At 71.9% G+C, this 20,148-nt stretch carries 22 protein-coding genes and 1 tRNA gene; 16 read left to right on the top strand and 7 right to left on the bottom strand.

The genetic code is table 11. The features are described 5' to 3' along the window. Positions 1–59 precede the first annotated feature (59 nt). Entirely contained in the window at positions 60–1,064 is a 1,005-nt protein-coding gene (locus FLW16_RS07445; RefSeq protein ID WP_142558976.1) for a LysR family transcriptional regulator, read from the top strand. On the opposite strand, the gene FLW16_RS07450 is transcribed toward FLW16_RS07445, so the two are convergent. Next, the gene (locus tag FLW16_RS07450) at positions 1,061–1,852 is read right to left on the bottom strand and encodes a hypothetical protein (RefSeq protein WP_260614981.1); all 792 of its coding nucleotides are present in this window, start codon (positions 1,850–1,852) and stop codon (positions 1,061–1,063) included. The two genes, FLW16_RS07445 and FLW16_RS07450, sit on opposite strands and share 4 nt — an antisense overlap. Before the next feature lie 173 nt (positions 1,853–2,025). Here FLW16_RS07450 and FLW16_RS07455 point away from each other — a divergent pair, with 173 nt between their 5' ends. Then, positions 2,026–3,330 carry a deoxyguanosinetriphosphate triphosphohydrolase gene (locus FLW16_RS07455; RefSeq protein WP_142558980.1) on the top strand — a complete coding sequence of 435 codons (1,305 nt, stop codon included), beginning with the start codon at positions 2,026–2,028 and terminating at the stop codon, positions 3,328–3,330. A gap of 15 nt (positions 3,331–3,345) precedes the next feature. Here FLW16_RS07455 and FLW16_RS07460 read toward each other — a convergent pair whose 3' ends face one another. Further along, the gene (locus tag FLW16_RS07460; RefSeq protein WP_142558982.1) at positions 3,346–4,233 is read right to left on the bottom strand and encodes a LysR family transcriptional regulator; all 888 of its coding nucleotides are present in this window, start codon (positions 4,231–4,233) and stop codon (positions 3,346–3,348) included. Positions 4,234–4,304: 71 nt separating this feature from the next. Here FLW16_RS07460 and FLW16_RS07465 point away from each other — a divergent pair, with 71 nt between their 5' ends. Continuing rightward, the gene (locus FLW16_RS07465; RefSeq protein WP_142558984.1) at positions 4,305–5,057 is read left to right on the top strand and encodes an SDR family oxidoreductase; all 753 of its coding nucleotides are present in this window, start codon (positions 4,305–4,307) and stop codon (positions 5,055–5,057) included. A 9-nt stretch (positions 5,058–5,066) separates the two neighbouring features. Here the strand turns inward: FLW16_RS07465 and FLW16_RS07470 are convergent, their stop codons facing one another. Beyond that, positions 5,067–5,915 carry a M23 family metallopeptidase gene (locus FLW16_RS07470; protein ID WP_142559091.1) on the bottom strand — a complete coding sequence of 283 codons (849 nt, stop codon included), beginning with the start codon at positions 5,913–5,915 and terminating at the stop codon, positions 5,067–5,069. 147 nt (positions 5,916–6,062) lie between these two features. Here FLW16_RS07470 and dnaG point away from each other — a divergent pair, with 147 nt between their 5' ends. The 5 genes from dnaG (at position 6,063) to FLW16_RS07495 (ending at position 11,905) form a co-directional block, all read left to right on the top strand. Next, entirely contained in the window at positions 6,063–7,982 is a 1,920-nt protein-coding gene (gene dnaG, locus FLW16_RS07475) for a DNA primase (protein ID WP_260614982.1), read from the top strand. A gap of 146 nt (positions 7,983–8,128) precedes the next feature. Beyond that, positions 8,129–9,268 (top strand): RNA polymerase sigma factor RpoD, encoded by a 1,140-nt coding sequence (gene rpoD / locus FLW16_RS07480; RefSeq protein WP_079312297.1) that lies wholly within the window; start codon positions 8,129–8,131, stop codon positions 9,266–9,268. A 183-nt stretch (positions 9,269–9,451) separates the two neighbouring features. After that, entirely contained in the window at positions 9,452–10,180 is a 729-nt protein-coding gene (locus tag FLW16_RS07485) for a glyoxalase (protein WP_142558987.1), read from the top strand. A gap of 97 nt (positions 10,181–10,277) precedes the next feature. Beyond that, a complete protein-coding gene (locus FLW16_RS07490; RefSeq protein ID WP_260614983.1) occupies positions 10,278–10,781 on the top strand; it encodes a hypothetical protein in 504 nt (167 codons plus the stop codon). Positions 10,782–11,116: 335 nt separating this feature from the next. Continuing rightward, complete coding sequence (locus tag FLW16_RS07495; RefSeq protein ID WP_142558989.1) at positions 11,117–11,905, top strand: WD40 repeat domain-containing protein; 789 nt, start codon at positions 11,117–11,119, stop codon at positions 11,903–11,905. Positions 11,906–12,139: 234 nt separating this feature from the next. On the opposite strand, the gene FLW16_RS45015 is transcribed toward FLW16_RS07495, so the two are convergent. Beyond that, on the bottom strand, positions 12,140–12,442 hold the full coding sequence (locus FLW16_RS45015) for a YtxH domain-containing protein (protein WP_142558991.1): 303 nt from the start codon (positions 12,440–12,442) through the stop codon (positions 12,140–12,142). A 262-nt stretch (positions 12,443–12,704) separates the two neighbouring features. Between FLW16_RS45015 and FLW16_RS07505 the strand changes: the two genes are divergently transcribed. The 7 genes from FLW16_RS07505 (at position 12,705) to FLW16_RS07530 (ending at position 16,323) form a co-directional block, all read left to right on the top strand. Then, positions 12,705–12,777: transfer RNA gene (locus FLW16_RS07505), tRNA-Asn, on the top strand. Positions 12,778–12,982: 205 nt separating this feature from the next. Further along, positions 12,983–13,285 carry a helix-turn-helix transcriptional regulator gene (locus FLW16_RS07510; protein WP_142558993.1) on the top strand — a complete coding sequence of 101 codons (303 nt, stop codon included), beginning with the start codon at positions 12,983–12,985 and terminating at the stop codon, positions 13,283–13,285. After that, on the top strand, positions 13,279–13,419 hold the full coding sequence (locus tag FLW16_RS43520) for a hypothetical protein (protein ID WP_185949301.1): 141 nt from the start codon (positions 13,279–13,281) through the stop codon (positions 13,417–13,419). The genes FLW16_RS07510 and FLW16_RS43520 overlap by 7 nt, the downstream gene beginning before the upstream one ends. Positions 13,420–13,461: 42 nt before the next feature. Beyond that, the gene (locus FLW16_RS07515; protein ID WP_221890935.1) at positions 13,462–13,698 is read left to right on the top strand and encodes a cupin domain-containing protein; all 237 of its coding nucleotides are present in this window, start codon (positions 13,462–13,464) and stop codon (positions 13,696–13,698) included. 53 nt (positions 13,699–13,751) lie between these two features. Then, on the top strand, positions 13,752–14,168 hold the full coding sequence (locus tag FLW16_RS07520) for a thioesterase family protein (protein WP_142558995.1): 417 nt from the start codon (positions 13,752–13,754) through the stop codon (positions 14,166–14,168). A 201-nt stretch (positions 14,169–14,369) separates the two neighbouring features. Beyond that, entirely contained in the window at positions 14,370–15,524 is a 1,155-nt protein-coding gene (locus FLW16_RS07525; protein WP_260614984.1) for a nitric oxide synthase oxygenase, read from the top strand. A gap of 28 nt (positions 15,525–15,552) precedes the next feature. Continuing rightward, positions 15,553–16,323, top strand: coding sequence for an enoyl-CoA hydratase-related protein (locus FLW16_RS07530; RefSeq protein ID WP_142558997.1), 771 nt, complete (start codon positions 15,553–15,555; stop codon positions 16,321–16,323). 3 nt (positions 16,324–16,326) lie between these two features. On the opposite strand, the gene galK is transcribed toward FLW16_RS07530, so the two are convergent. The 3 genes from galK to FLW16_RS07545 form a co-directional block, all read right to left on the bottom strand. After that, the gene (galK, locus tag FLW16_RS07535) at positions 16,327–17,448 is read right to left on the bottom strand and encodes a galactokinase (protein WP_142558999.1); all 1,122 of its coding nucleotides are present in this window, start codon (positions 17,446–17,448) and stop codon (positions 16,327–16,329) included. A gap of 151 nt (positions 17,449–17,599) precedes the next feature. After that, the gene (locus tag FLW16_RS07540; protein WP_142559001.1) at positions 17,600–18,268 is read right to left on the bottom strand and encodes a response regulator transcription factor; all 669 of its coding nucleotides are present in this window, start codon (positions 18,266–18,268) and stop codon (positions 17,600–17,602) included. Beyond that, entirely contained in the window at positions 18,265–19,365 is a 1,101-nt protein-coding gene (locus FLW16_RS07545; RefSeq protein ID WP_142559003.1) for a sensor histidine kinase, read from the bottom strand. Before FLW16_RS07545 ends, FLW16_RS07540 begins: the two co-directional genes overlap by 4 nt. Before the next feature lie 202 nt (positions 19,366–19,567). On the opposite strand from FLW16_RS07545, the gene FLW16_RS07550 reads away from it, so the two are divergent. After that, complete coding sequence (locus FLW16_RS07550) at positions 19,568–20,134, top strand: hypothetical protein (protein ID WP_142559004.1); 567 nt, start codon at positions 19,568–19,570, stop codon at positions 20,132–20,134. Positions 20,135–20,148: the final 14 nt, after the last annotated feature.

Genomic DNA, 20,148 nt, shown 5'->3' on the forward strand with positions numbered 1-20,148 from the left:
CGCCAAGTCCCATATGCCCCGGTAGCCACCGATTTCGCAAGACCTCATACGGTTGCCGTATGACCCCACGGTGGCCGGATCTGGCCAGCCTCGAACTGCTGCTCCTGGTGGCGGAGCAGGGCAGCCTCGGCAAGGCGGCGACGCTGCACGGCATCACTCAGGCGTCCGCCAGCCGCAGGCTCGACACGCTGGAGCGGGAGCTGGGGGTGCCGCTGCTGCACCGCTCGACCACGGGCTCGCGCCTCACCCCGCAGGGCCAGGTCGTCGTGGACTGGGCCCGCGCCACGCTGACGGCGGCGAACGACCTGCTCACGGGGGTGCAGGCCCTTCGCGGCCGGCGCGACGCCCGCGTACGGGTGGCCGCGAGCATGACCGTCGCCGAATACCTGATGCCCGGCTGGCTGGTGGCGCTGCGCCGCGTGCTGCCCGACGTCGAGGTGGGGCTGCGCGTGGTCAACTCCGGCGAGGTCTGCCGGATGGCGACGGACGGCGAGATCGACGCGGGCTTCATCGAGTCGCCCGCCGTGCCACGGGAGCTGACCTCCTGGCCGGTCGCGGAAGACCGGCTCGTCGTCGTGGTGGCCCCGGGCCATCCGTGGGCCCGGCGCGGAAAACCTCTGCACGGAAAACCTGCGCGCGGGGAACCTGTGCCCGGGGAACCTGTGCCCGGGGAACCACTGAGCGGGGAACCACTGAGCGGGGAACCACTGAGCCGGGCCGACCTGGCCGCGACGCCGCTGGTGGTGCGCGAGCCCGGTTCGGGCACCCGCCACGCCCTCGACCGTCTCCTGACCGGGCCGGACGTCGCCCCGCCGATCCTGGAGCTGTCCTCCAACGCCGCGGTGAAGGTGGCGGTGGAGACCGGGGTCGCCCCGGCGGTCCTCAGCCGTCTCGCCGTGGCCGCCGAACTGCGCGACGGACGCCTGATCGAGGTGCCCGTCGCCGATCTCGACCTGCGCCGGCCCCTGCTCGCGGTGTGGCGGGCCAGGACCCGGCTGACCGGCCCGGCCGCCGAGCTCGTCCGCCTCGCCCGGACCGCCGCTCACGGCGCCTCGCGACCCTAGTCCCACTCCCATCGGATGCCGCGCACGCCGGGCCGGGCGCCGGTGTCCACCAGGTGGGCGGCCCCGAACGCGTCGACGCGCAGCTCACCGGCGTCCCCGGGCGGCGCCGACGCGTCCGGGGACCAGGTGTGGAAGCACCGCACCGGCAGCCGGCCGCCCGTGAACCGCACCTGCACCAGATGCTGCTCGACCGGGTCCAGCAGGCGCCGGTCGTACCGGTCGCCGGCGGCGACGGCGATGACGTACTCCACCACCTGGGTCTCGCCGGGCGCGAGCGGATGCGGGAAGATCAGCTCGGTCAGGGGGCCGGTCCCGTCGTCGTCGCCGCGGCCGGGCCGGCAGCCCTCGGTGCGCAGCAGCCGGGTGCCCGGCGGATGGGCGACCACGTACCGGTCCACGCCCGGCACGGCGGCCCGCAGCACGACCCTGGCGCTCACCCGGTGGCGCCGGCCGGCGCCCACCACCACCTGCTCGTGGTGGCTGAGCACGGTGAGCGTCTCCGGCCGCCGGCCTCGCGGGCGGGGCGGCCCGAGCAGGCCGATCAGCGCGTACTCCGGCAGGGACAGGATGCCTTCGAGCTCCCGGACCGCCGCCAGCGAGGCGGCCCGCTCGGGCCGCGACCGGCCGCGCTGCCAGTAGCTGAGGCTGGAGAGGCTGACGTGGACGCCCCGCTCGCGCAGCCGTGAGTGCAGGCGGTCGAGGCTCAGCCCCCGGGCGCGGATGGCGGCCCGCAGGGCACGCTCGAAGGGCCCGGATCGGAGGACCTCCGCGAGCTCGTTGTCCACCACCAGGGCTCCTCCCCGGAAGCGCCAGGGCGGGAAAAACCGAGTATCACTCGCGGTCGCTTACCGGGCAAGGGGGCAATCTCCCATCGGACTACCGGATCTGTCGTGAAACCGGACCTTCGCGGGTACGCTCCATTCCCCGCCGCCAGGGGGCTTGCCACAGGGAAGGAGGATGGATGGCCCGCTATGACGAGCACGACCAGGCACGGTGGGTGCCGGAGCCGCCGGGTAACCCCGAGCGGAGCGCGTTCGAGCGGGACCGGGCACGCGTGCTCCACAGCGCCTCGCTGCGCAGGCTCGCCGCCAAGACGCAGGTGGTGGCCCCCGCCGACTGCACCGGCCTGCACAGCCCCCGCACACGGTTGACCCACTCGCTGGAGTGCGCGCAGATCGGCCGGGAGATGGGCAAGGTCCTCGGCTGCGACCCCGACCTGGTGGAGACCGCCTGTCTCGCCCACGACCTCGGCCACCCTCCGTTCGGCCACAACGGGGAGGCCGCCCTCGACGAACTGGCCGCGCCGTGCGGCGGGTTCCAGGGCAACGCGCAGAACCTGCGGCTGCTGACCCGGCTGGAGGCCAAGGTCATCACCGAGGACGGCCGCAGCGCCGGGCTCAACCTCACCCGGGCCGCGCTCGACTCGGTCTGCAAGTATCCCTGGGCCGGGTCCTCCTGCCGGGTCCCCGGCGTCCCGCTCGCCGCCGAGGGCCGGCCGTACTGCGTCTACCCCGACGACCTGGCGGTCTTCCGCTGGGTGCGGGAGGGGGCGCCCGACTACGCGGTCGGCTTCGAGGCGCAGGTCATGGACTGGGCCGACGACGTGGCCTACTCGGTGCACGACCTGGAGGACGCGCTGACGTGCGGCCACGTCACGATGGCGGCCCTGCGCGACCCCGAGGAGCGGCTGGAGGTGTGCCGCCTGACGAGGGAGTGGTACGCGCCCGACGCGGGCGTGGAGGAGCTGTCGGAGACCTTCGCCCGGCTGCTCGCCGAGCCGCTGTGGCCGGCCGCCTTCGACGCCGGGCTCGCCGATCTCGCCGCGCTCAAGCGGCTCACCAGCGCGCTCATCGGCAGGCTGTGCCGCTCCGCCCAGGACGCCACGCGCGAGGCGTACGGCTGCCGCCCCACGCCGGGAGACAGGGGGGGCCACAACCGGTACGACGCGGACCTGGTGGTGCCGAGGACGACCCGCCTGGAGTGCGCGCTGCTCAAGGGCGTGACGGCCCGCTACGTGATGTCCAGGGAGGCCCACCACGCCGTCCAGGCCCGGCAGCGCGAGATCATCGCCGAGCTGGGCGACCTCATCCTGCGCGGCGCCCCGGCGACGCTGGAGCCCGCCCTGCGGCCGCAGTTCGAGCAGGCCGCCGACGACGCGGGTCGGCTGCGCGCGGTGGTCGACCAGATCGCCTCACTGACCGACGCCTCCGCCATGGGCTGGCACCGCCGGCTGTCGGCGGCCACGCACCGCCTCAAGGCAGGCTGACCCGCCGCGCCGCCCTCAGAACCGGCCGGCCCGCCCGGCCGCCTCAGGGCCGGCTGAGACCCGCCGCGCCACCTCCGCCGCCGTGCGCACGAAGGCGGCCAGCGCCCGCGACCGAGCGTCCTGCGGCCAGGCCAGGACCAGCGTCGTCGGCGGCGCGTCGGCCACGGGCACGCCGACGAGGTCGTGACGCAGGTTCGCCCGGATCGACTCGGGGACGACCGCCACGGCCCGGCCGAGCGCGACGAGATGCATGAGCTGGCCGCTCTCGGCGATCCGGGAGAAGCCCTCGGGGACGTCGCTGGGCCACCGCGGCAGCGGCTCGCCGTCGAGGTCCGCCATCGACAGCTCCGCGCGCCCGGCGAGCCGATGCCCCCGGGGCAGCACCGCCATCTGGCTCTCGACCAGGAGCTCCTCGACCGCCAGGCCGGTCAGGTCCTCACGCGGGGCGTGCAGCAGGGCGGCGTCGGCCCGGCCGTCCCGCACCATCGCGCCCCGCTCCCGTGCGCTGAAGACGATGTCGACGGGCAGCGCGCCCGGCGTGGCCGCGTACGCCGCGAGGATCTCCGGCAGCAGGTCCGCGTCCCCGCCCGGTTTGGCGGCCAGCACGAGCGAGGGCTCGCTGCGGCCGGCCCGCCGGGTCCTGCGCACGGCCGCCGACACCGCGGCGAGCGCGGCGTGGCCCTCCCGCAGCAGCGTCTCGCCCGCTTCCGTCAGCGTCACCGTGCGGTGGTCGCGCTCCAGCAGCCGCACCCCGAGGCGGCGTTCGAGCTGCTGGATCGCCCGCGACAGCGGCGGCTGCGCGATGCCGAGCCGCCGGGCCGCCCGCCCGAAGTGCAGCTCCTCGGCCACCGCCACGAAATAGGCCAGCTCCCGCGTCTCCACGGTGTCGTCACCGGCGGTCATACCGCGAGGGTATCGCGCGTGACCGAGACGGTGTTGGGCGCCGCGGGGGGCACGGTGATGGGCTTGCCCCCATGAACAGCACTGACAGCACCGGCACCATCGCCCTTGTCACGGGCGCGAACAAGGGAATCGGCTACGAAATCGCGCGGCAGCTCGGCGAGCTCGGCATGACCGTGCTGCTCGGGGCGCGCGACCGGGGACGCCGGGACGAGGCGACCGCGAAGCTGCGGGCGGAGGGCCTGGAGGTCCACCCGCTGACGATCGACGTCACCGGCGAGGAGAGCGTGCGGGCGGCGGCGGCGCAGGTGGAGGAGCGGTTCGGCCGCCTCGACGTGCTCGTCAACAACGCCGGCATCTCGGGCGGGACGCGGCAGACGCCCGGCTCGGTCGACCTCGGCGTCGTGCGCGAGGTGTTCGAGACCAACCTCTTCGGCGTCATCCGGGTGACCGACGCGTTGCTGCCGCTGCTGCGGCGGTCGGCGGCGGGCCGGATCGTCAACGTGTCCAGCGGCACGGCGTCGATGACGCACATGACCGACCCCGGCCACTACTTCACCGGCAGGCCGAGCTTCGCGGCCTATCCGCCGTCGAAGGCCGCGCTCAACATGCTCACCGTGCAGTACGCCAAGCAGCTGCGCCCGCTCGGCATCCTGGTCAACGCCATCGCCCCCGGGGCGTGCGACACCGACTTCGCCAGGGATCTCGGCAGGTCCCTGCCGCGTACGGCGGCGCAGGGCGCGGCGGTCGCGGTCAAACTCGCGACGCTCGGTGCGGACGGACCGTCGGGCGGGTTCTTCGACGAGGAGGGACCGGTGCCGTGGTGAGCGTCCCGCTCAGAGCGGGATGATCACCACGTCGTCGTCGCCCCCGTTCTTCTTCTTTTTCTTCGTGGGCGGCTTGGTCTCGTCCGGGGTGGGCGTGGACTGCTGGGACGAGTTGGACGCGCACAGTTGCGTGCAGGGCGGGGTCGCGCCCATCTTCTTGCGCAGCGTGAGCATGGCCTTGCGCGGCGAGACGGTGCGGTTGCCGTCGTCCCAGGCATCCAGGTAGGGCCACGCCGGCACCACGCCCCGCCGCACCCACCAGTACTGCGGCGCGGCCGGCCACGAGATGGCGAAGTAGAGGTTGCTCGCGGTGTCGCGGGCGTTGCCCGTGTTGCCCACCCGGCCGAGCAGCTGCCCGGCCTTGACCTTGGCGCCCGGAGTGACGTCCTGCTCCACGGAGTCGAGATGGCCGCCGAGGTACAGCACGCCGTCCTCGCCCTTGACCGTGACGAACCGGCCCTCCCGGTCGGCGCCGCGGTCGGTCGAGGGCGTCCAGAGGTTCTTGAGGTTGACCTCCTGCACCACTCCGTCGACCGGCGACACGAACGCGCATCCCTTGGCCGCCCAGATGATGGTCTTGGGCAGCACGAGCAGCTTGCGGGAGTACGACACCTTGCAGCCCTTGATGGGGAAGGCGTACGTGTAGGGGGACATCTTCGGCGGCGGGACCCGCACCGGCTCGTCCCCGGGCGGAGGCACGACGTGGCCGGGCTGGGAGTCGTCCATGGCGGCCGTGACGCCGGCTCCCGGCGGCGGCGTGGGCGGCAGCGTGCTCACTCCCGCGACCCCGGCGGGCGCGCCGCAGGACGCCGCGACGAACGCGGCGCCGGCGAGGGCGGCCAGTCTCCCCGATCGCATGATCTCCACCTGGTCGACGTTACCGAACCTTTCCTTTGTAACGGACCAAGCCGCACATCACGACCGGTTCCGGAAAGTCGTGACATGTCCTCGACCATCCGCCGTGGGGCGTCCGGGCTGTCGGAGGCAGGCTCTAGACTCGCCAGCGTGGCAGGGCGAAGCGGTCGGATCAGTGACGAGGACATCGCGCTCGTGCGGGAGCGCTCGCCGATCGCCGACGTCGTCGGCGAGCACATCCAGCTCCGCAACGCGGGCGGCGGCAACCTGAAGGGGCTGTGCCCGTTCCACGACGAGAAGTCGCCCTCGTTCAACGTCACCCCGGCCCGGGGCTACTACTACTGCTTCGGCTGCGCCGAGGGCGGCGACGTCATCACGTTCGTGCGCAAGATCGAGAACCTGACGTTCACCGAGGCCGTCGAGCGGCTGGCCCAGCGCGCCGGCATCCAGCTCCGCTACGAGCAGGGCGGCTACGTGCCCGGTCGCGAGCAGGGCGAGCGGCTGCGGCTGATCGAGGCGCACCGCGCCGCCGCCGAGTTCTACGCCGAGCGGCTGTCCAGCCCGGATGCGGCCCCGGGGCGGCGCTTCCTGTCCGAGCGCGGCTTCGAGCGGGCCGACGCCGAGCACTTCGGCGTCGGCTACGCCCCCAACGAGTGGGAGGCGCTGTCGCGGCACCTGATGGCCCGCGGGTTCAGCTCCCAGGAGCTGATCAAGGGAGGCCTGGCCCGCGAGGGCAGGCGCGGCCCCGTCGACCGGTTCCGCGGCCGGCTGGTCTGGCCCATCCGCGACATCACGGGCGACGTCATCGGCTTCGGCGCGCGCAAGCTGCTCGACTCCGACGACGGCCCCAAATACCTGAACACCCCCGAGAGCCCGATCTACCACAAGAGCTCGGTGCTGTACGGCGTGGACCTCGCCAAGCGGGAGATCGCCAAGCGGTCCCAGGCCGTCATCGTGGAGGGCTACACCGACGTCATGGCCTGCCATCTGGCCGGCGTGCCGACCGCGGTGGCCACCTGCGGCACCTCCTTCGGGGAGGACCACATCAAGGTCCTGCGCCGGCTGCTGCTCGACCAGGCCGAGTTCCGGGGAGAGGTGATCTTCACCTTCGACGGCGACTCGGCGGGGCAGAAGGCCGCCCTGCGCGCGTTCCAGGACGAGCAGAAGTTCGTCACGCAGACCTTCGTCGCCGTGCAGCCCGACGGCCTCGACCCCTGCGACCTGCGGGTCAAGCAGGGCGACGCCGCCGTGCGCGACCTGGTCGCCAGCCGCGAGCCGCTGTTCGCCTTCGCGATCCGCAGCATCCTGTCGCGCTACGACCTCAACACCAACGAGGGACGCCTGGCCGCGCTCGACGCCGCCGCGCCCGTCGTGGCCTCGATCAAGGACCCCGGGCTGCGCAAGACCTACGTGGTGGACCTCGACCGCTGGATCGGCTTCATGGACGAGGGCTTCGTCATCCAGCGCGTACAGCAGGTCGTGGGGCGGCCGCAGGAGGGCGCGCACGCTCCCGGACGCCGGCAGGCGGCGCGCGGAGCCGCGCCCGCGGGGTCCGCCCCGGTGCGTCAGGAGCCCCTGGACCCCGCCGTCCGCCTGGAGGCGGAGGCGCTCAAACTCGCCGTCCAGCGGCCCGCGCTGCTCGGGCCGGAGTTCGACGCGCTCGGCGCGGCGACGTTCACCCGGCCCGAGCACGTCGCGCTCTACGAGGTCATCGTGGCGGCGGGGGGGACCGCCGCCGGAGGGCCGGGCGGGCGCGAGTGGGTCGACCGGCTGCTTGAGCAGGCCGACGCCGGGACGCCCGGCGAGACCGGCGTCGACCTGAGGTCGCTCGTCACTCGGTTCGCGGTCGAGGCCGTGCGCGCCGACGTCAACGTCGAGGAGCGGTACGGCGCGGCCGTCCTGGCCAAGATCCAGGAGGTCGCGGTCGGACGGGCCGTCGCCCAGGTGAAGTCGCGCCTGCAGCGGCTCAACCCGGTCGAGGAGCAGCAGGAGTACAACCGGCTGTTCGGCGAACTCGTGGCGCTGGAACAGCAGCGACGCGTGTTGCGAGAACGCGCCAGCGGGGCCTGAATAAACGTCCCTTTCCAGATCTCACAGCCGCCAAACATATAATTTGATCTCGATTCGGTATTGACTTCCGCCTTACCTTGGGTGACAAAAATAGGCCTGCCATTTAGTGGTGCCTTTCCTGCACACTGTGTTCCGTGGGTGCATCGGTGCTGCCAAGCAGGCCGCCATCGGTAGACCAGGTGGCGGACCTCGTCGCTAAGGGAAGGGAACGCGGGAGCGTCACGGTTGACGACGTGGCCGCCGCGCTCGACCGATCCGAGTTGCCCGCCGACGCGCTGGAGCGCGTCGTGCGGATGCTCGCCGAGAACGGGGTTGAGGTCCTCGAGCCGCAAGGCGACGAGGAGCCCAGCAAGCCGGACGAGGAGGATATCGGCAAACGCGCTCCGACCAGCGACCTGGTCAGGATCTATCTCAGGGAGATCGGCAGGGTTCCGCTGCTCACCGCCGAGGAGGAGGTGGAACTGGCCAAGGCCATCGAGGCCGGCCTGTTCGCGGAGGACAAGCTCTGCGAGAGCCCCGCCGCCAGGTTCGCCCGGCCGGAGCTGGAAGACCTGGTCTGGGAGGGCGTCCGGGCCAAGCAGCGGCTCATCGAGGCCAATCTCAGGCTCGTGGTCTCCATCGCCAAGCGCTATGTGGGGCGCGGAATGCTGTTCCTGGATCTCATTCAGGAAGGCAATCTCGGTCTGATCCGCGCGGTCGAGAAATTCGACTACACCAAGGGATACAAGTTCTCGACCTATGCGACCTGGTGGATTCGCCAGGCGATCACGCGGGCGATCGCCGACCAGGCGAGAACGATCCGGATTCCCGTGCACATGGTCGAAACGATCAACAAATTGGTCCGCGTGCAGCGGCAGCTTCACCAGGATCTCGGCCGGGAGCCCGCCCCCGAGGAGATCGCCGCCGAGATGGACCTGCCGATCGACCGCGTGGTGGAGATCCAGCGCATCGCGCAGGAGCCGGTCTCGCTCCAGGCGCCCATCGGTGAGGAGGACTCCGACCTCGGCGACTTCATCGAGGACGCGGACGCCGTGGTGCCGATGGAGGCCGCGGCCTTCATCATGCTGCAGGACCAGCTCGACGACATCCTGGCCACGCTGTCGGAGCGCGAGCAGCGGATCATCCAGCTGCGGTTCGGCCTCTCCGACGGCCACCCCCGCACACTGGAGGAGGTCGGCCGGGAGTTCGGCGTGACGCGTGAGCGCATCCGCCAGATCGAGTCCAAGACACTGGCCAAGCTGCGCCACCCCACCCGGGCCCAGATGCTCCGGGACTACCTGGACTGACGCCTCGACCGCGGACGAGCGCCTCCCGCCCCCTGGGAGGCGCTCGTCGCGTTATCGGTGTCGCCCGGCACGGCCGGGTGAACGCCGACGTCCGGTGGGGCGAGGCCGGGTCTCTGGAGCGATCCATATGCGAGCTGTGCGGAGGAGTGCCACCATCGCCGGACGACCCGGAAGGGGGATGACGTGAGTGAGCCCGCGGTTCGGCCGAACGAGACGACGGTGCCGTTGATGCCGTGCGCGTCAGTGGAGGAGACCCTGGCGTTCTATGAGGGCCTGGGATTCGAGGCGACCTACAAACAGAGCAGGCCCTATGTCTATCTGGCGCTGCGGTGGAGCGGATTCCAGCTGCACTTCGGCCCGCCGCCCAAGGGCCTGGATCCGGTCCGTGAGGAGTCCGGAGGCTGCCTGGTCATGGTCGACGCCGTGGCGCCCTACCACGCGGCGTTCGTCGCGGCGATGCGCCGGGTCTACGGCAAGGTGCTGAGTTCCGGCCTTCCGCGGATCACCCGCTACCGGCCCGGCGCGTCCCGGTTCACGCTGATCGATCCGTCCGGGAACTCGATCATATTCATCCAGCGCGACGAGCCGGCCGAGGTGGAGTACGGCGGCTCGAAGAAGCTGACGGGCCTGGCCAAGGCGCTCGACAACGCCCGGATCCTGCGCGAGTTCAAGAACGACGACCTGCAGGCCTTCCGTGCGCTCAAATCCGCGGTGCGCAGGCACGGCGCGGGCGCCTCGCCGGTCGAGCGGGCCGTCGCCCTGTGTCACCTCGTCGACCTGGCCACGATCCTCGGTGAGCCCGCCGATCCCTGGCTCGCCGATCTGCGTGCTCTGGAGCTCACCGCTGACGACAGGCAGCGCGTCGAGTCGGAACTCGGGCATCTCGCCGGACTTCAGGAGTGGCTCCCCTGAGGCGTGAAGCGGCTCCCTCCGGGGGGAGCGAAGCCGAGACCGGGGCGCCGGATAGCCTCGGGGGTGTTAACGGTCGACGTTCGCTGGCGGTGCTCCCTTGACCTCTCAGAAGCCCTCACTGTCCCGGCTGTTCGGCTCCCGGCTGCCCCGTGAGGTCCGTACGGCTCTCGCCCTGGAGAGCGGCGAGCGGCCGATCAGCCACGCGCTGACGCCGGAGGGCGGCCACCTCGTCGCCACCACCCGGGCGCTGCACCTGCCGGACGGGCGGCGCCTGCCGTGGCACCTGATGGACAAGGCCGTGTGGGACGAGGAGGGCGTGACGGTCACGATGACGGACGGGGCCGTCCACCGGGCCCTCCTGCCCGAGCCGGGCAGGCTGCCGGAGACGATCCGCGAGCGGGTGACCTCGACGATCGTCGCGAGCCGTCATGTGACCATCGACGGCCGCGGGGGAGTGCGCCTGGTCGCCCGCCGGATCCCCGGCTACGACACCCCGCGCTGGGAGTTCATCTTCGACCCCGGGCTCGACGCCGACGACCCGGGCCTGCGCGCCCACGCCGAGCAGGCTCTCGAAGAGGTGCGCCGCAGCCTCGGCGTCTGATCGGCCCGGCAGGTGATCTTCTGACGAGTGTCGGCTTCGGTTCCCACGCACCCGGTGGCAGTGGTTGAAGCGGGGCCCGTTATGGGATCGAGACCAACCTTCTGCGGGGATGTGAGGTCCAACATGGCGTGAAGATCCTGTGTGGGGCGCTCTCTGTCGTCTCGGCCCTCGTGTCGGTTCCGAGTACGGCCCGTAGTGCCGTCTACGTGGGCACGGCGTCCGCCCCGATCCGGTACGCCGCCATCTCTGACTGCGCCGAAGACCCGCGTAACGCCGAGGAGTGCGGCCCCTGGTGGTACCGGAGCACCGACGGCAAGCGTCACCGGCTCGATGGAGTGGCTCGCACGACGCAGCCGGTCGCTGTCAGCGGGGACGGCCGCCGTCTGGCCTACATCAGGGCGAAGGACATGCGGCTCGTCATCCGCGACCTCGACGGCCGGACACGGGTCTCGCGGGCCCGGGCGTGGCCGTCGAGGTCGGAGGTCGACGTCACTCGCGTGAGGATGTCGTATGACGGCTCCCTCGTGGCGGTGGACTGCTGCTGGGCCGGCTTCACCAAGCACCCGGCACGGGTGTACGACGCCGCTACCGGCGCGCTGCTGCGCAAGGTGCAGGGGGTGTCGGTTCATGAGGACGCCCTGAGCTTCAGTGCCGACGGCGACCAGATCCTCGTCAGCACGGACGACGACAAGTCCGTCACGCTCCATGTCCACGACTTGGACGGCAGGCGAACCGCCACCATCGTGCCGCCCCGCCTCATCGGCGGCAACGCGGCCACCGCCGCATTGCACGCCGACGGGCACACCGTGGCCGTCTATGACACCGGGCGCAAACCCAAGATCGCCCTGTACGACCTGGAGAGCGGGATGGTCACCGCCACGTTCTCCGTACCGGTATCGGGTCAGAAGGTGGAACGTGATCCCGTGAACAACAGGATCGTGGAGGCATACACGGACGTCCGGCTGGACTGGACGGGTGACGCCACTATGCGGATGGTCAGAAAGACCGGTTTCAAGCGGGTGCAGGTGCAGGTCTACGACATCGACGTCGCTGCCGGATCGGTGCGTCTTCGGCGTGCCTACGCCATCACCAAAACCGCCGACGAGGCGGTCAGCGGCCGCTGACGCTGGGACGGCACTCCCGACGACGCGCATCCCGGCGACGCGCATTCCAGAGAACCAGGGCCGGGGGCGACAGCCGGGCGCTCCGCGAAGCGGCGAGCCCCCGGTGGGGATGCCGGGGGCTCGCCGCTTTCGTGCGTCACGGACCGTACCGACCGGTTCTTCGCGGGAACGGAGCACCGGGGCCCGGTCTGCTCTCGGGGCCGTCCACGTGACGGGTCCGGCCTCGGGGGCGGTTCAGGGGATCTGGTCGGCGCCGGCCGGCCAGCCGGTGGCCGTGCCGACCCGGTCGGTCCTGTCGGCCTGCTCCCAGGTCTCCGTCTTCTTCAGGAACGGCACCTTGTCGCCCGCGAGGTCCTTGGCCTTGCCCGCCACCTTCGAGGCCTGGGCGCCGACCAGCCCCGCCGCCTCCTGCACCGTGGGGCTGTCCGCGAACCGCTGCGCGAAACGCTTGATCTGCTCGTAGCGCTCACGCCCGGCCCGCGTGCCGAGGACGTAGCCGACGGCCAGCCCGGTGGCGAACATCGCCTTGTATCGCATCTTCCACCTCCGCGCTCGTGTTCCCCGCCCCCCTACCCCGAGGGCCTGTCTCTATCCAACAGCAGCCGTTCCGGCCCCGCCCGGGCGGGCTCCCGGGCCGTCCGGGCGCTCTTTGCCGTACGCCGATCAAGACCCGACGACTCGTGGACGGAATCGATGTGACAGACACCCCCCGGAGTGCGCTAATCTAGTTCCGCGCCGCAAGGAAAGCCGAAAGGCCGGAACGAGCGGAGCAGGAAGTAACAGCAGTACAAGAGCACGATCCCGTGTAGCTCAATCGGCAGAGCAGCCGGCTGTTAACCGGCAGGTTATAGGTTCGAGTCCTATCGCGGGAGCATTTCACCCCGGGGCGGTGGTCACAGACCACCGCCCCGGGGTTTTCGTGTTGTTCTCCGCGAAGGAACGGGGCGCATGTGTCCGCGGCGCGGACTCGATGTCGCCGTCGCGGGGAACGCCGTCCTCGCCGCGACGCGTCAGCCGAGGCGGCGGGCGGCCGAGCGGGATGTAGACAGGCAATTAGCTGATTGCCATAATGCTCTGGTGCTGGATGTGGAGCTGGTGAAGGCGCTGGCGAACGACAAGCGCCTGCTGATCCTGGAGTGGTTGCGTGATCCCGAGCGGCACTTCCCGCCGCAGCGTGACGGTGATCTGGTCCGCGACGGGGTCTGTTCCTTGTTCATCGCCCAGAAACTTGAGGTGAGCCAGCCCACGTGCGGCGAGCATCTGCGCGTGCTCTCCCAGGCGGGGCTGGTGCGCGGCAAGAAGATCAAGCAGTGGGTGTTCTACCAGCGCGACGAGGACCGCATCGCGCAGGCGAAGGAGTTGCTGAGCGGTGAGTGGTGAGCCGGCCGGCGTTGCTGCGGATGCGGGAGCTGTTCTTCGACGCCGCCCGGCTGGACCGCTCTGCCGCCCTGGCCACCGACGACCACGTACGCCTGGCCGTCCCCCGTATCGCGCCCATCGCCACCGCACCCTGATCCCTGTCGCCCGCAGGGGCGAGCGCGGTCGGGGACGTCTGGGTGCGGCTGGGCGTGATGTGCGGTGAGTTCCACTGGCACAAGCACGACGAGCAGGATGAGTTCTTCTTCGTCCTGGACGGGCTGTTCCGTATCGAGCTGGAGGGCGCGGACACCGTCGAGCTCGGCCCCCGGCAGGCGTTCACCGTCCCGGCCGGGATGTCGCACCGGCCCGTCGTCCCCGTCCGCAGCGCCGTACTGATGATCGAGAAGGCCGGAGTCATCGCCACCGGAGACTGACCGGGTCCGGCCACCGCCACGACCCCCCACCTTGTGATCCCTGGAGGACCGACATGCACGCCTCACTGCGGCCGGGTCTGACCGCGCGGCTGGACTATGTGGTACCGGTCGCGCGTACGGTTCCGCACCTGCTGCCCGAGTCCGATGACTTCACCGCCCTGCCCGAGGTCCTGGCCACCGGCTATCTGGTCGGCATCGTGGAATGGACCTGCATGCGTGCTCTGCAAGGGCACCTGGAGGACGGCGAGCAGAGCCTCGGCGTGCACGTCGACCTCAGCCACCAGGCACCCACACCTCCCGGCGCCACTCTCACCGTCCTCGCGGAACTGACGGCGGTCGAGGGCAGGCAGCTCACGTTCACCGTCCACGCCCACGACGATGCCGCCACCGTCTGCCAGGGCACCCATCGCCGCGCCGTCATCGACACCGAACGCTTCCACGCGCGGCTCAACGCGCGAACCACCGACTGAAGCCGGTCGGCCGACAGCTTCGCCTGGGAAGCCTGCGGGCGCCGGTGTGGGGATTTGGCGGACAAATCCGGGGACATCGCGGAAAATGTGATCGCCGTGGCCGTACCGGTCGCGGCTGCCGCGGACCACGGACGGCGCAGTGGGGTGAGGGCCACTGCGGGGAGGGTGTCGCCGCCGGCCCGGAACCGGCGCGGGGCGCCCGTGAGCGCGAAGTGTGTGGCGGTCGTGCTGACTTGGCGGAAATCGAAAAAGACCCCCGCGCCCGTACGGGAGCGCGGGGAGGAGATCGACAGGCGGGAGGCGGAGAACTTCATCCGGCTCCACCACGCGGAGAACCCGGTGGCGGGCCCGGTGGAGCCCCGGCTCCGGGAGGTCCTCGCGGAGATCGACCAGACGGGGACGTACACGCACACCACGGGCGAGCTGACCTTCGGCGCGCGGGTGGCGTGGCGCAACAGCAACCGGTGCATCGGGCGCCTCTACTGGCGGTCGCTGCAGGTCCGTGACCGGCGGCACGTGGACACCGCCGACGGCGTGGCCGAGGAGTGCGTCGAGCACCTCAGGGCGGCCACCGGGAGGGGCAGGATCCGCCCCACCATCACGGTGCTCGCCCCCGACCGGCCGGGGGAGCGGGCGCCGCGGATCCTCAACGACCAGCTCATCCGGTACGCCGGGTACACCCGCGAGGACGGCTCGGTCCTCGGCGACCCGGCGAACGCGGAGATCACCAAGCGGGCCCTGCGGATGGGCTGGCGGGGGGAGGGCACGAGGTTCGACGTCCTGCCGCTGATCGTGGAGGCTAAGGGCGCCCTGGTCCTGCGGGAGGTGCCACGTGAGGTGGTCCTGGAGGTGCCCCTGCGGCACCCGGCCTTCCCGTGGTTCGCCGACCTGGGGCTCAAGTGGCACGCCGTGCCGGCGATCGCGAACATGTCGCTGGAGATCGGCGGGGTCGCCTATCCGTGCGCGCCGTTCAACGGCTGGTACATGGGCACCGAGATCGGCGCGCGCAACCTCGCCGACCGGGACCGCTACGACCAGCTTCCGGTGGTCGCCGAGCGGCTCGGCCTCGACACCTCGCACGACCGGACGCTCTGGCGTGACCAGGCGCTGGTGGAGCTCAACGTCGCCGTGCTGCACTCCTTCGCGGAGGACGGCGTCACGATCACCGACCACCACACCGAGGCGCGGCGGTTCCTGACCCATCTGGAGCGGGAGGAGCGCAGCGGGCGCGTCTGCCCCGCCGACTGGTCCTGGATCGTGCCGCCCCTGTCCGGCGCCGCGACGCCGGTCTTCCACCGCTACTACGAGGACGTACGGCTCACGCCGGCCTTCGTCCACCGCCCTCCCGTGGTGTAGAACATAGTTCGGGTTAAGGAGGGCGACGATGGTGGTGCTGTCCGAGGACGACGGCGGTGTGCGGATCCTGACGCTGAACCGGCCGGAACGGCTGAACGCCTGGACGGCCGAGATGGGACGGCGCTACTTCGACCTGCTGGAGGAGGCCGACCGCGACCCGTCCGTACGGGCGATCGTGGTGACCGGCGCGGGAAAGGGCTTCTGCGCCGGGGCCGACTTCGCGGACCTGACGGCCCTCCAGGCGGGAACGTACGCCGATGAGCAGGACCCACGGCCCAACACGTTCCCCACCACCCTGCGGACGCCGGTCGTCGCGGCGGTCAACGGCGCGTGCGCCGGTCTGGGGATGGTCCACGCGCTCGTGTGCGACGTGGTCGTGACCGCAGCCGACGCCAAGTGGACGACCGCGTTCTCCCGGCGCGGGCTGGTCGCCGAGTGGGGCCTGGGCTGGATCCTGCCGCGGCTGGCGGGGCAGGCGCGGGCGATGGACCTGCTGCTGTCCGGCCGGGTCTTCACCGGCGCGGACGCGTGCGCCATGGGCCTCGCCGTACGGGCGGTGCCGGGGGAGCGCCTGCTCGCCGAGGCCGTCGCGTACGCGAAGGAGCTGGCCACCCAGTGCTCGCCCGCCTCGATGGCGATCATCAAGCGGCAGATCTGGGGCGGCTGGCAGGCGGGGCTCGACGAGGCCAGGGACGAGGCCGTGCGGCTGATGATGGAGTCGTTCCGGCGGCCGGACTTCGCCGAGGGAGTGGCGAGCTTCCTCGAACGCCGGCCGCCGGACTTCCCGCCCCTGGCGTAGGGCTCAGCGGACGCGGTGGGCGCCGGCCGCCGGGGTGGCCGGCAGGAACGTCGGCGCGGCCCAGCCGCGCTCGGCGTAGGCCTGCTCCACGGTGGTGCGCACCCGGTCCACCCGGTCGTCGGCGACGAGCGCGATGGCCGAGCCGCCGAAGCCGCCGCCGGTCATCCGTGCCCCGCGCGCGCCGCCCTTGACCGCGCCCTCCACCGCCACGTCCAGTTCCGGGCAGGAGACCTCGTACTGGTCGCGGAGAGACAGGTGGGAGGCGTTGAGCAGGGCGCCGATCTCCTGGACGGCTCCCGCCCGCAGCAGCCCGATGACGGCCTCCACCCGGTGGTTCTCGGTGACGACGTGCTGGGTGCGGGCCCGCTCGTCGCCGCTGAGCCTCGACAGGGCCGCGGCGAGGTCGGTGACGTCCCGCAGCGACGGGACGCCGAGGTGCTTGGCCGCGTTCTCGCAGTCCTGGCGCCGCTTGGCGTACTGCCCGTCGGCCAGTTCGTGGTGGACGCCGGTGTTGATGATGAGGATCTGCAGGCCGTACGCCGACAGGTCGAACGGAACGGCGCGGCCGGCCAGCGAGCGGCAGTCGAGGAACAGCGCGTGCCCCTCCTTGCTCAGCGCCGAGGCCGCCTGGTCCATGATCCCGCACGGCATGCCGACGAACTCGTTCTCGGCCTTCTGGCACAGCCTGGCCAGCGCCATCGGCTCCAGGCCGAGGCCGTACAGGTCGCTCAGGGCGAGTCCGACGGACACCTCCAGCGCCGCGCTCGAGGACAGCCCGGCGCCCTTGGGCACGTCGCCGTCGATCACGATGTCAGCGCCGCGCACCGGCAGCCCGGCGCCGCGCAGGGTCGAGACGACGCCGGCGGGGTAGCGGGCCCAGCCCTCGGCCCGCTCGACGTCCTCCAGCACCTGCTCCTCGCCCGGGGCCTGCAGCGAGGAGATCCGGACCGTGAGGTCCTCGCGGGGGCTGACGGCCGCGGTGACGCCCCACGGCACCGCGAACGGCAGCACGAAGCCGTCGTTGTAGTCGGTGTGCTCCCCGATCAGGTTGACCCTGCCGGGCGCGTGCCAGACCCCGGCGGGCTCGCCGCCGTACGCCTGCCGGAAAGCATCAACAACGCGCATAGTCGCACACTCCTCAACATCGCAGCCTCCCCGTAGGGTAGCGACTCAGGTGCCCGCGCAGTTAAGCGGGAGAGCCCGCGCTGCGCCGGTCCGCACCCGTCCCGTCTCCGATGGAAGAGGAGAGCTCGGATGGCCGGCGGCCGCCGATCGATCAGCGGGGGGCCGGGTTGTCTCCCGGCCGCACCAGGCCGGTCTCGTAGCCGAGGATCACCGCCTGCACCCTGCCGCGCAGGTCCAGCTTCCGCAGCACCGCCGCGACGTGCGTCTTCACCGTGGTCTCGGCCAGGCTGAGCGCCGCCGCTATCTCGGCGTTCGACCTACCGTAAGCGAGCTGGCGCAGCACGTCGAGCTCCCGCCCGGTCAGGACGCCCAATCGATCGGACACCTCCGCCGGGCGGCGCGCCGCGTGCTCCTCGACGATCCTGCGTGTCAGGACGGGGTCGAGCAGCGCCTCGCCGTGGACGGCGGTCCGCACAGCGTGCAGCAGATGCGTCCTCGGCGTCGACTTCAGCAGAAACCCACAGGCCCCGGCGCTCAGTGCGGCGTAGAGGTACTCGTCCCGGTCGAACGTGGTCAACATGATCACGCGGATGGCGAGCCGGGAGTCCGCCAGGATGCGCCGGGCTGCGGCGATGCCGTCCATGCCCGGCATCCGGATGTCGAGAAGGACCACGTCGGGCCGGTGCAGCAGGGCCTCACGGACCGCCTGCTCCCCGTCGCCCGCCTCCGCGACCACCTCGACGTCCTCCTGAGCCTCCAGGATCATCCGGAGGCCGAGCCGTACCAGTTCCTGGTCGTCGGCGAGCAGAACGCGGATCATGTGCGGAGCCTCGCCCGCACCCGGAAGCCGCCCTCTGGGGCGGGCCCGGCGGTCACCGAGCCCCCGACCAGATCCGCCCGTTCGGCCATGCCGCGCAGTCCCCGGCCCGACCCCGGGACCGCGGGGAGCCGGGCGGTGCCGTCGTCGACCACCTCGATCACCAGTTCGTCCTCCGCGTACTCCGTCCGCAGGGCGATCTCACCGGGCGCACCGTGGCGTACGGCGTTGGTGAACGCCTCCTGGACGATGCGCCTGGCCGTGTCCGCCACGGCGGGCGGCAGGGGCCTCGCCTCGCCCGTCTCCGTGACCCGGACGTCCACGCCGAGCCGCCGGACACCGTCGACGAGATCGGACACCGTCAGCCGCGCCGGTCCAGGGCCGAGCATCGACAGCATGGTGTGCAGGTCGGCGATGGCGGCACGGCCCGTGTCGGCGACGGCCTCCACGGCCTGTGCGGCCCGTTCCGGATCTCGCGGCAGGATCTCGGCCGCCGCCTCGGCCTGGACGACCATGAGGCTGATCCCGTGGGAGATCACGTCGTGCAGGTCGCGAGCCAGGCGGGCCCGCTCCTCGGCGGCCGCGAGCGCCTTGGCCGTGGCCTGTTCGCGTTCGAGGGCGTCGGCGCGTTCCCGGGTCAGGCGCAGGTTCGCCGCCCGCTGACGGGCCAGCCATCCGACGAGCGCGGCCCCGCCGAAGTAGACGACCGGATAGACGAGCCCGAGCGCGCTGTCCGCTCCGCTGTGAATCTGCTGGAACGCCATCGCGCCGATCGTCACGGCCAGCGCCCCGTAGCACGCGAAAGCCTCTCGTGCTGATCCGTATCTTGCCAGGGCCGCGCAGAGCACCATACAGGCGAGGAACGTCGCGAAGGGAGGCGTGGTGAGGAGAGCGGCGAGCACGCCGACCCCGGCGATCACCCCCGCCGCCGCGAGCACGAGCCGCCCCGGAATCAGTGCGAGTGCCCCGATGGCGAGCGCCGACGCCAGCACGGCGGGGGCGAGCCGGCCCGCCGGCGGCTCGGCGAGCAGTTGCGCCAGGCCGACCACCCCGAGGGCGGCCGCGAGCAGAGGGTAGACAGAGCCACGCCAGCCGGACATGGCAGGACGATAGCCGGGGCGACCAGCGCCGAACAGCTACCACACGGACGACCTTCTCCTCCGCACGGACGAGGCGACTCGGCCACGCGGCGCCGAGGGGACTCCCTCCGGACACCCGGAATCGCTCACACGGCCGAAGAGCGGCGGATCTCGCACCGCCTAGCGTCCTGGCGACGATCCGCTTCTCCCGGGAGGTCCCTCCATGACCACTCTCACCGTCCCCGCCACCCGCGCGGCGCGCGGAGCCGCGCTCGCCGCCGGGCCGTCCGCCGTCATCTCCCTGGCCCTGACCGTCGCCGCGATCGCCCAGGGCGGGGACAACGCCGAGATCGCCCGGTCCCCGCTGGGGATCGCGGCCGCGGTCGTGGGACTGCTCAGCCTGATCGCGCTCGCGGTCGCTCTCGTCGACCTTCTCGGCCGCACCGACCGGTTCGCCACCGGGGTCGGCAGACCGGCCTGGCTCCTGGCCCTCATCGGGACGATCATGACGGCCGGCGGGCAGTGGGACGCGGTCTTCCTCGTGCCGGGCCTGGCCGCGAAGGCGCCGCAGATCGCCGACACGGGGCTCGACACCACGACGGCCGGCTATCTCCTGTCATTCGCGCTGCTCGCGCTGGGCTGGATCGCCGTCGCGGTCGTGCTCGTCCGGGCGCGGGTCCGGCCGGCCTGGCTCATGGTGGTCGGCGCGGTCCTTTGCCTCGGCCCGCTGCCCGTCCGCTGGTTCGTCCTGGCGATCGCCGTATCCCTGGTCGGCGGACGGTCCCGCTGACCGCGTGCGGAACC

Source organism: Microbispora sp. KK1-11, from assembly GCF_006874435.1.
Classification (GTDB): domain Bacteria; phylum Actinomycetota; class Actinomycetes; order Streptosporangiales; family Streptosporangiaceae; genus Microbispora; species Microbispora catharanthi.

Bases quoted from the DNA above. Each gene is read 5' to 3' on its own strand.
- FLW16_RS07445 (WP_142558976.1), top strand. From the start codon at position 60: ATGACCCCACGGTGGCCGGATCTGGCCAGCCTCGAACTGCTGCTCCTG.
- FLW16_RS07455 (WP_142558980.1), top strand. From the start codon at position 2,026: ATGGCCCGCTATGACGAGCACGACCAGGCACGGTGGGTGCCGGAGCCG.
- FLW16_RS07460 (WP_142558982.1), bottom strand. From the start codon at position 4,233: ATGACCGCCGGTGACGACACCGTGGAGACGCGGGAGCTGGCCTATTTC.
- FLW16_RS07465 (WP_142558984.1), top strand. From the start codon at position 4,305: ATGAACAGCACTGACAGCACCGGCACCATCGCCCTTGTCACGGGCGCG.
- FLW16_RS07470 (WP_142559091.1), bottom strand. From the start codon at position 5,915: ATGCGATCGGGGAGACTGGCCGCCCTCGCCGGCGCCGCGTTCGTCGCG.
- FLW16_RS45015 (WP_142558991.1), bottom strand. From the start codon at position 12,442: ATGCGATACAAGGCGATGTTCGCCACCGGGCTGGCCGTCGGCTACGTC.
- FLW16_RS07520 (WP_142558995.1), top strand. From the start codon at position 13,752: ATGCACGCCTCACTGCGGCCGGGTCTGACCGCGCGGCTGGACTATGTG.
- FLW16_RS07530 (WP_142558997.1), top strand. From the start codon at position 15,553: ATGGTGGTGCTGTCCGAGGACGACGGCGGTGTGCGGATCCTGACGCTG.
- galK (WP_142558999.1), bottom strand. From the start codon at position 17,448: ATGCGCGTTGTTGATGCTTTCCGGCAGGCGTACGGCGGCGAGCCCGCC.
- FLW16_RS07540 (WP_142559001.1), bottom strand. From the start codon at position 18,268: ATGATCCGCGTTCTGCTCGCCGACGACCAGGAACTGGTACGGCTCGGC.
- FLW16_RS07545 (WP_142559003.1), bottom strand. From the start codon at position 19,365: ATGTCCGGCTGGCGTGGCTCTGTCTACCCTCTGCTCGCGGCCGCCCTC.
- FLW16_RS07550 (WP_142559004.1), top strand. From the start codon at position 19,568: ATGACCACTCTCACCGTCCCCGCCACCCGCGCGGCGCGCGGAGCCGCG.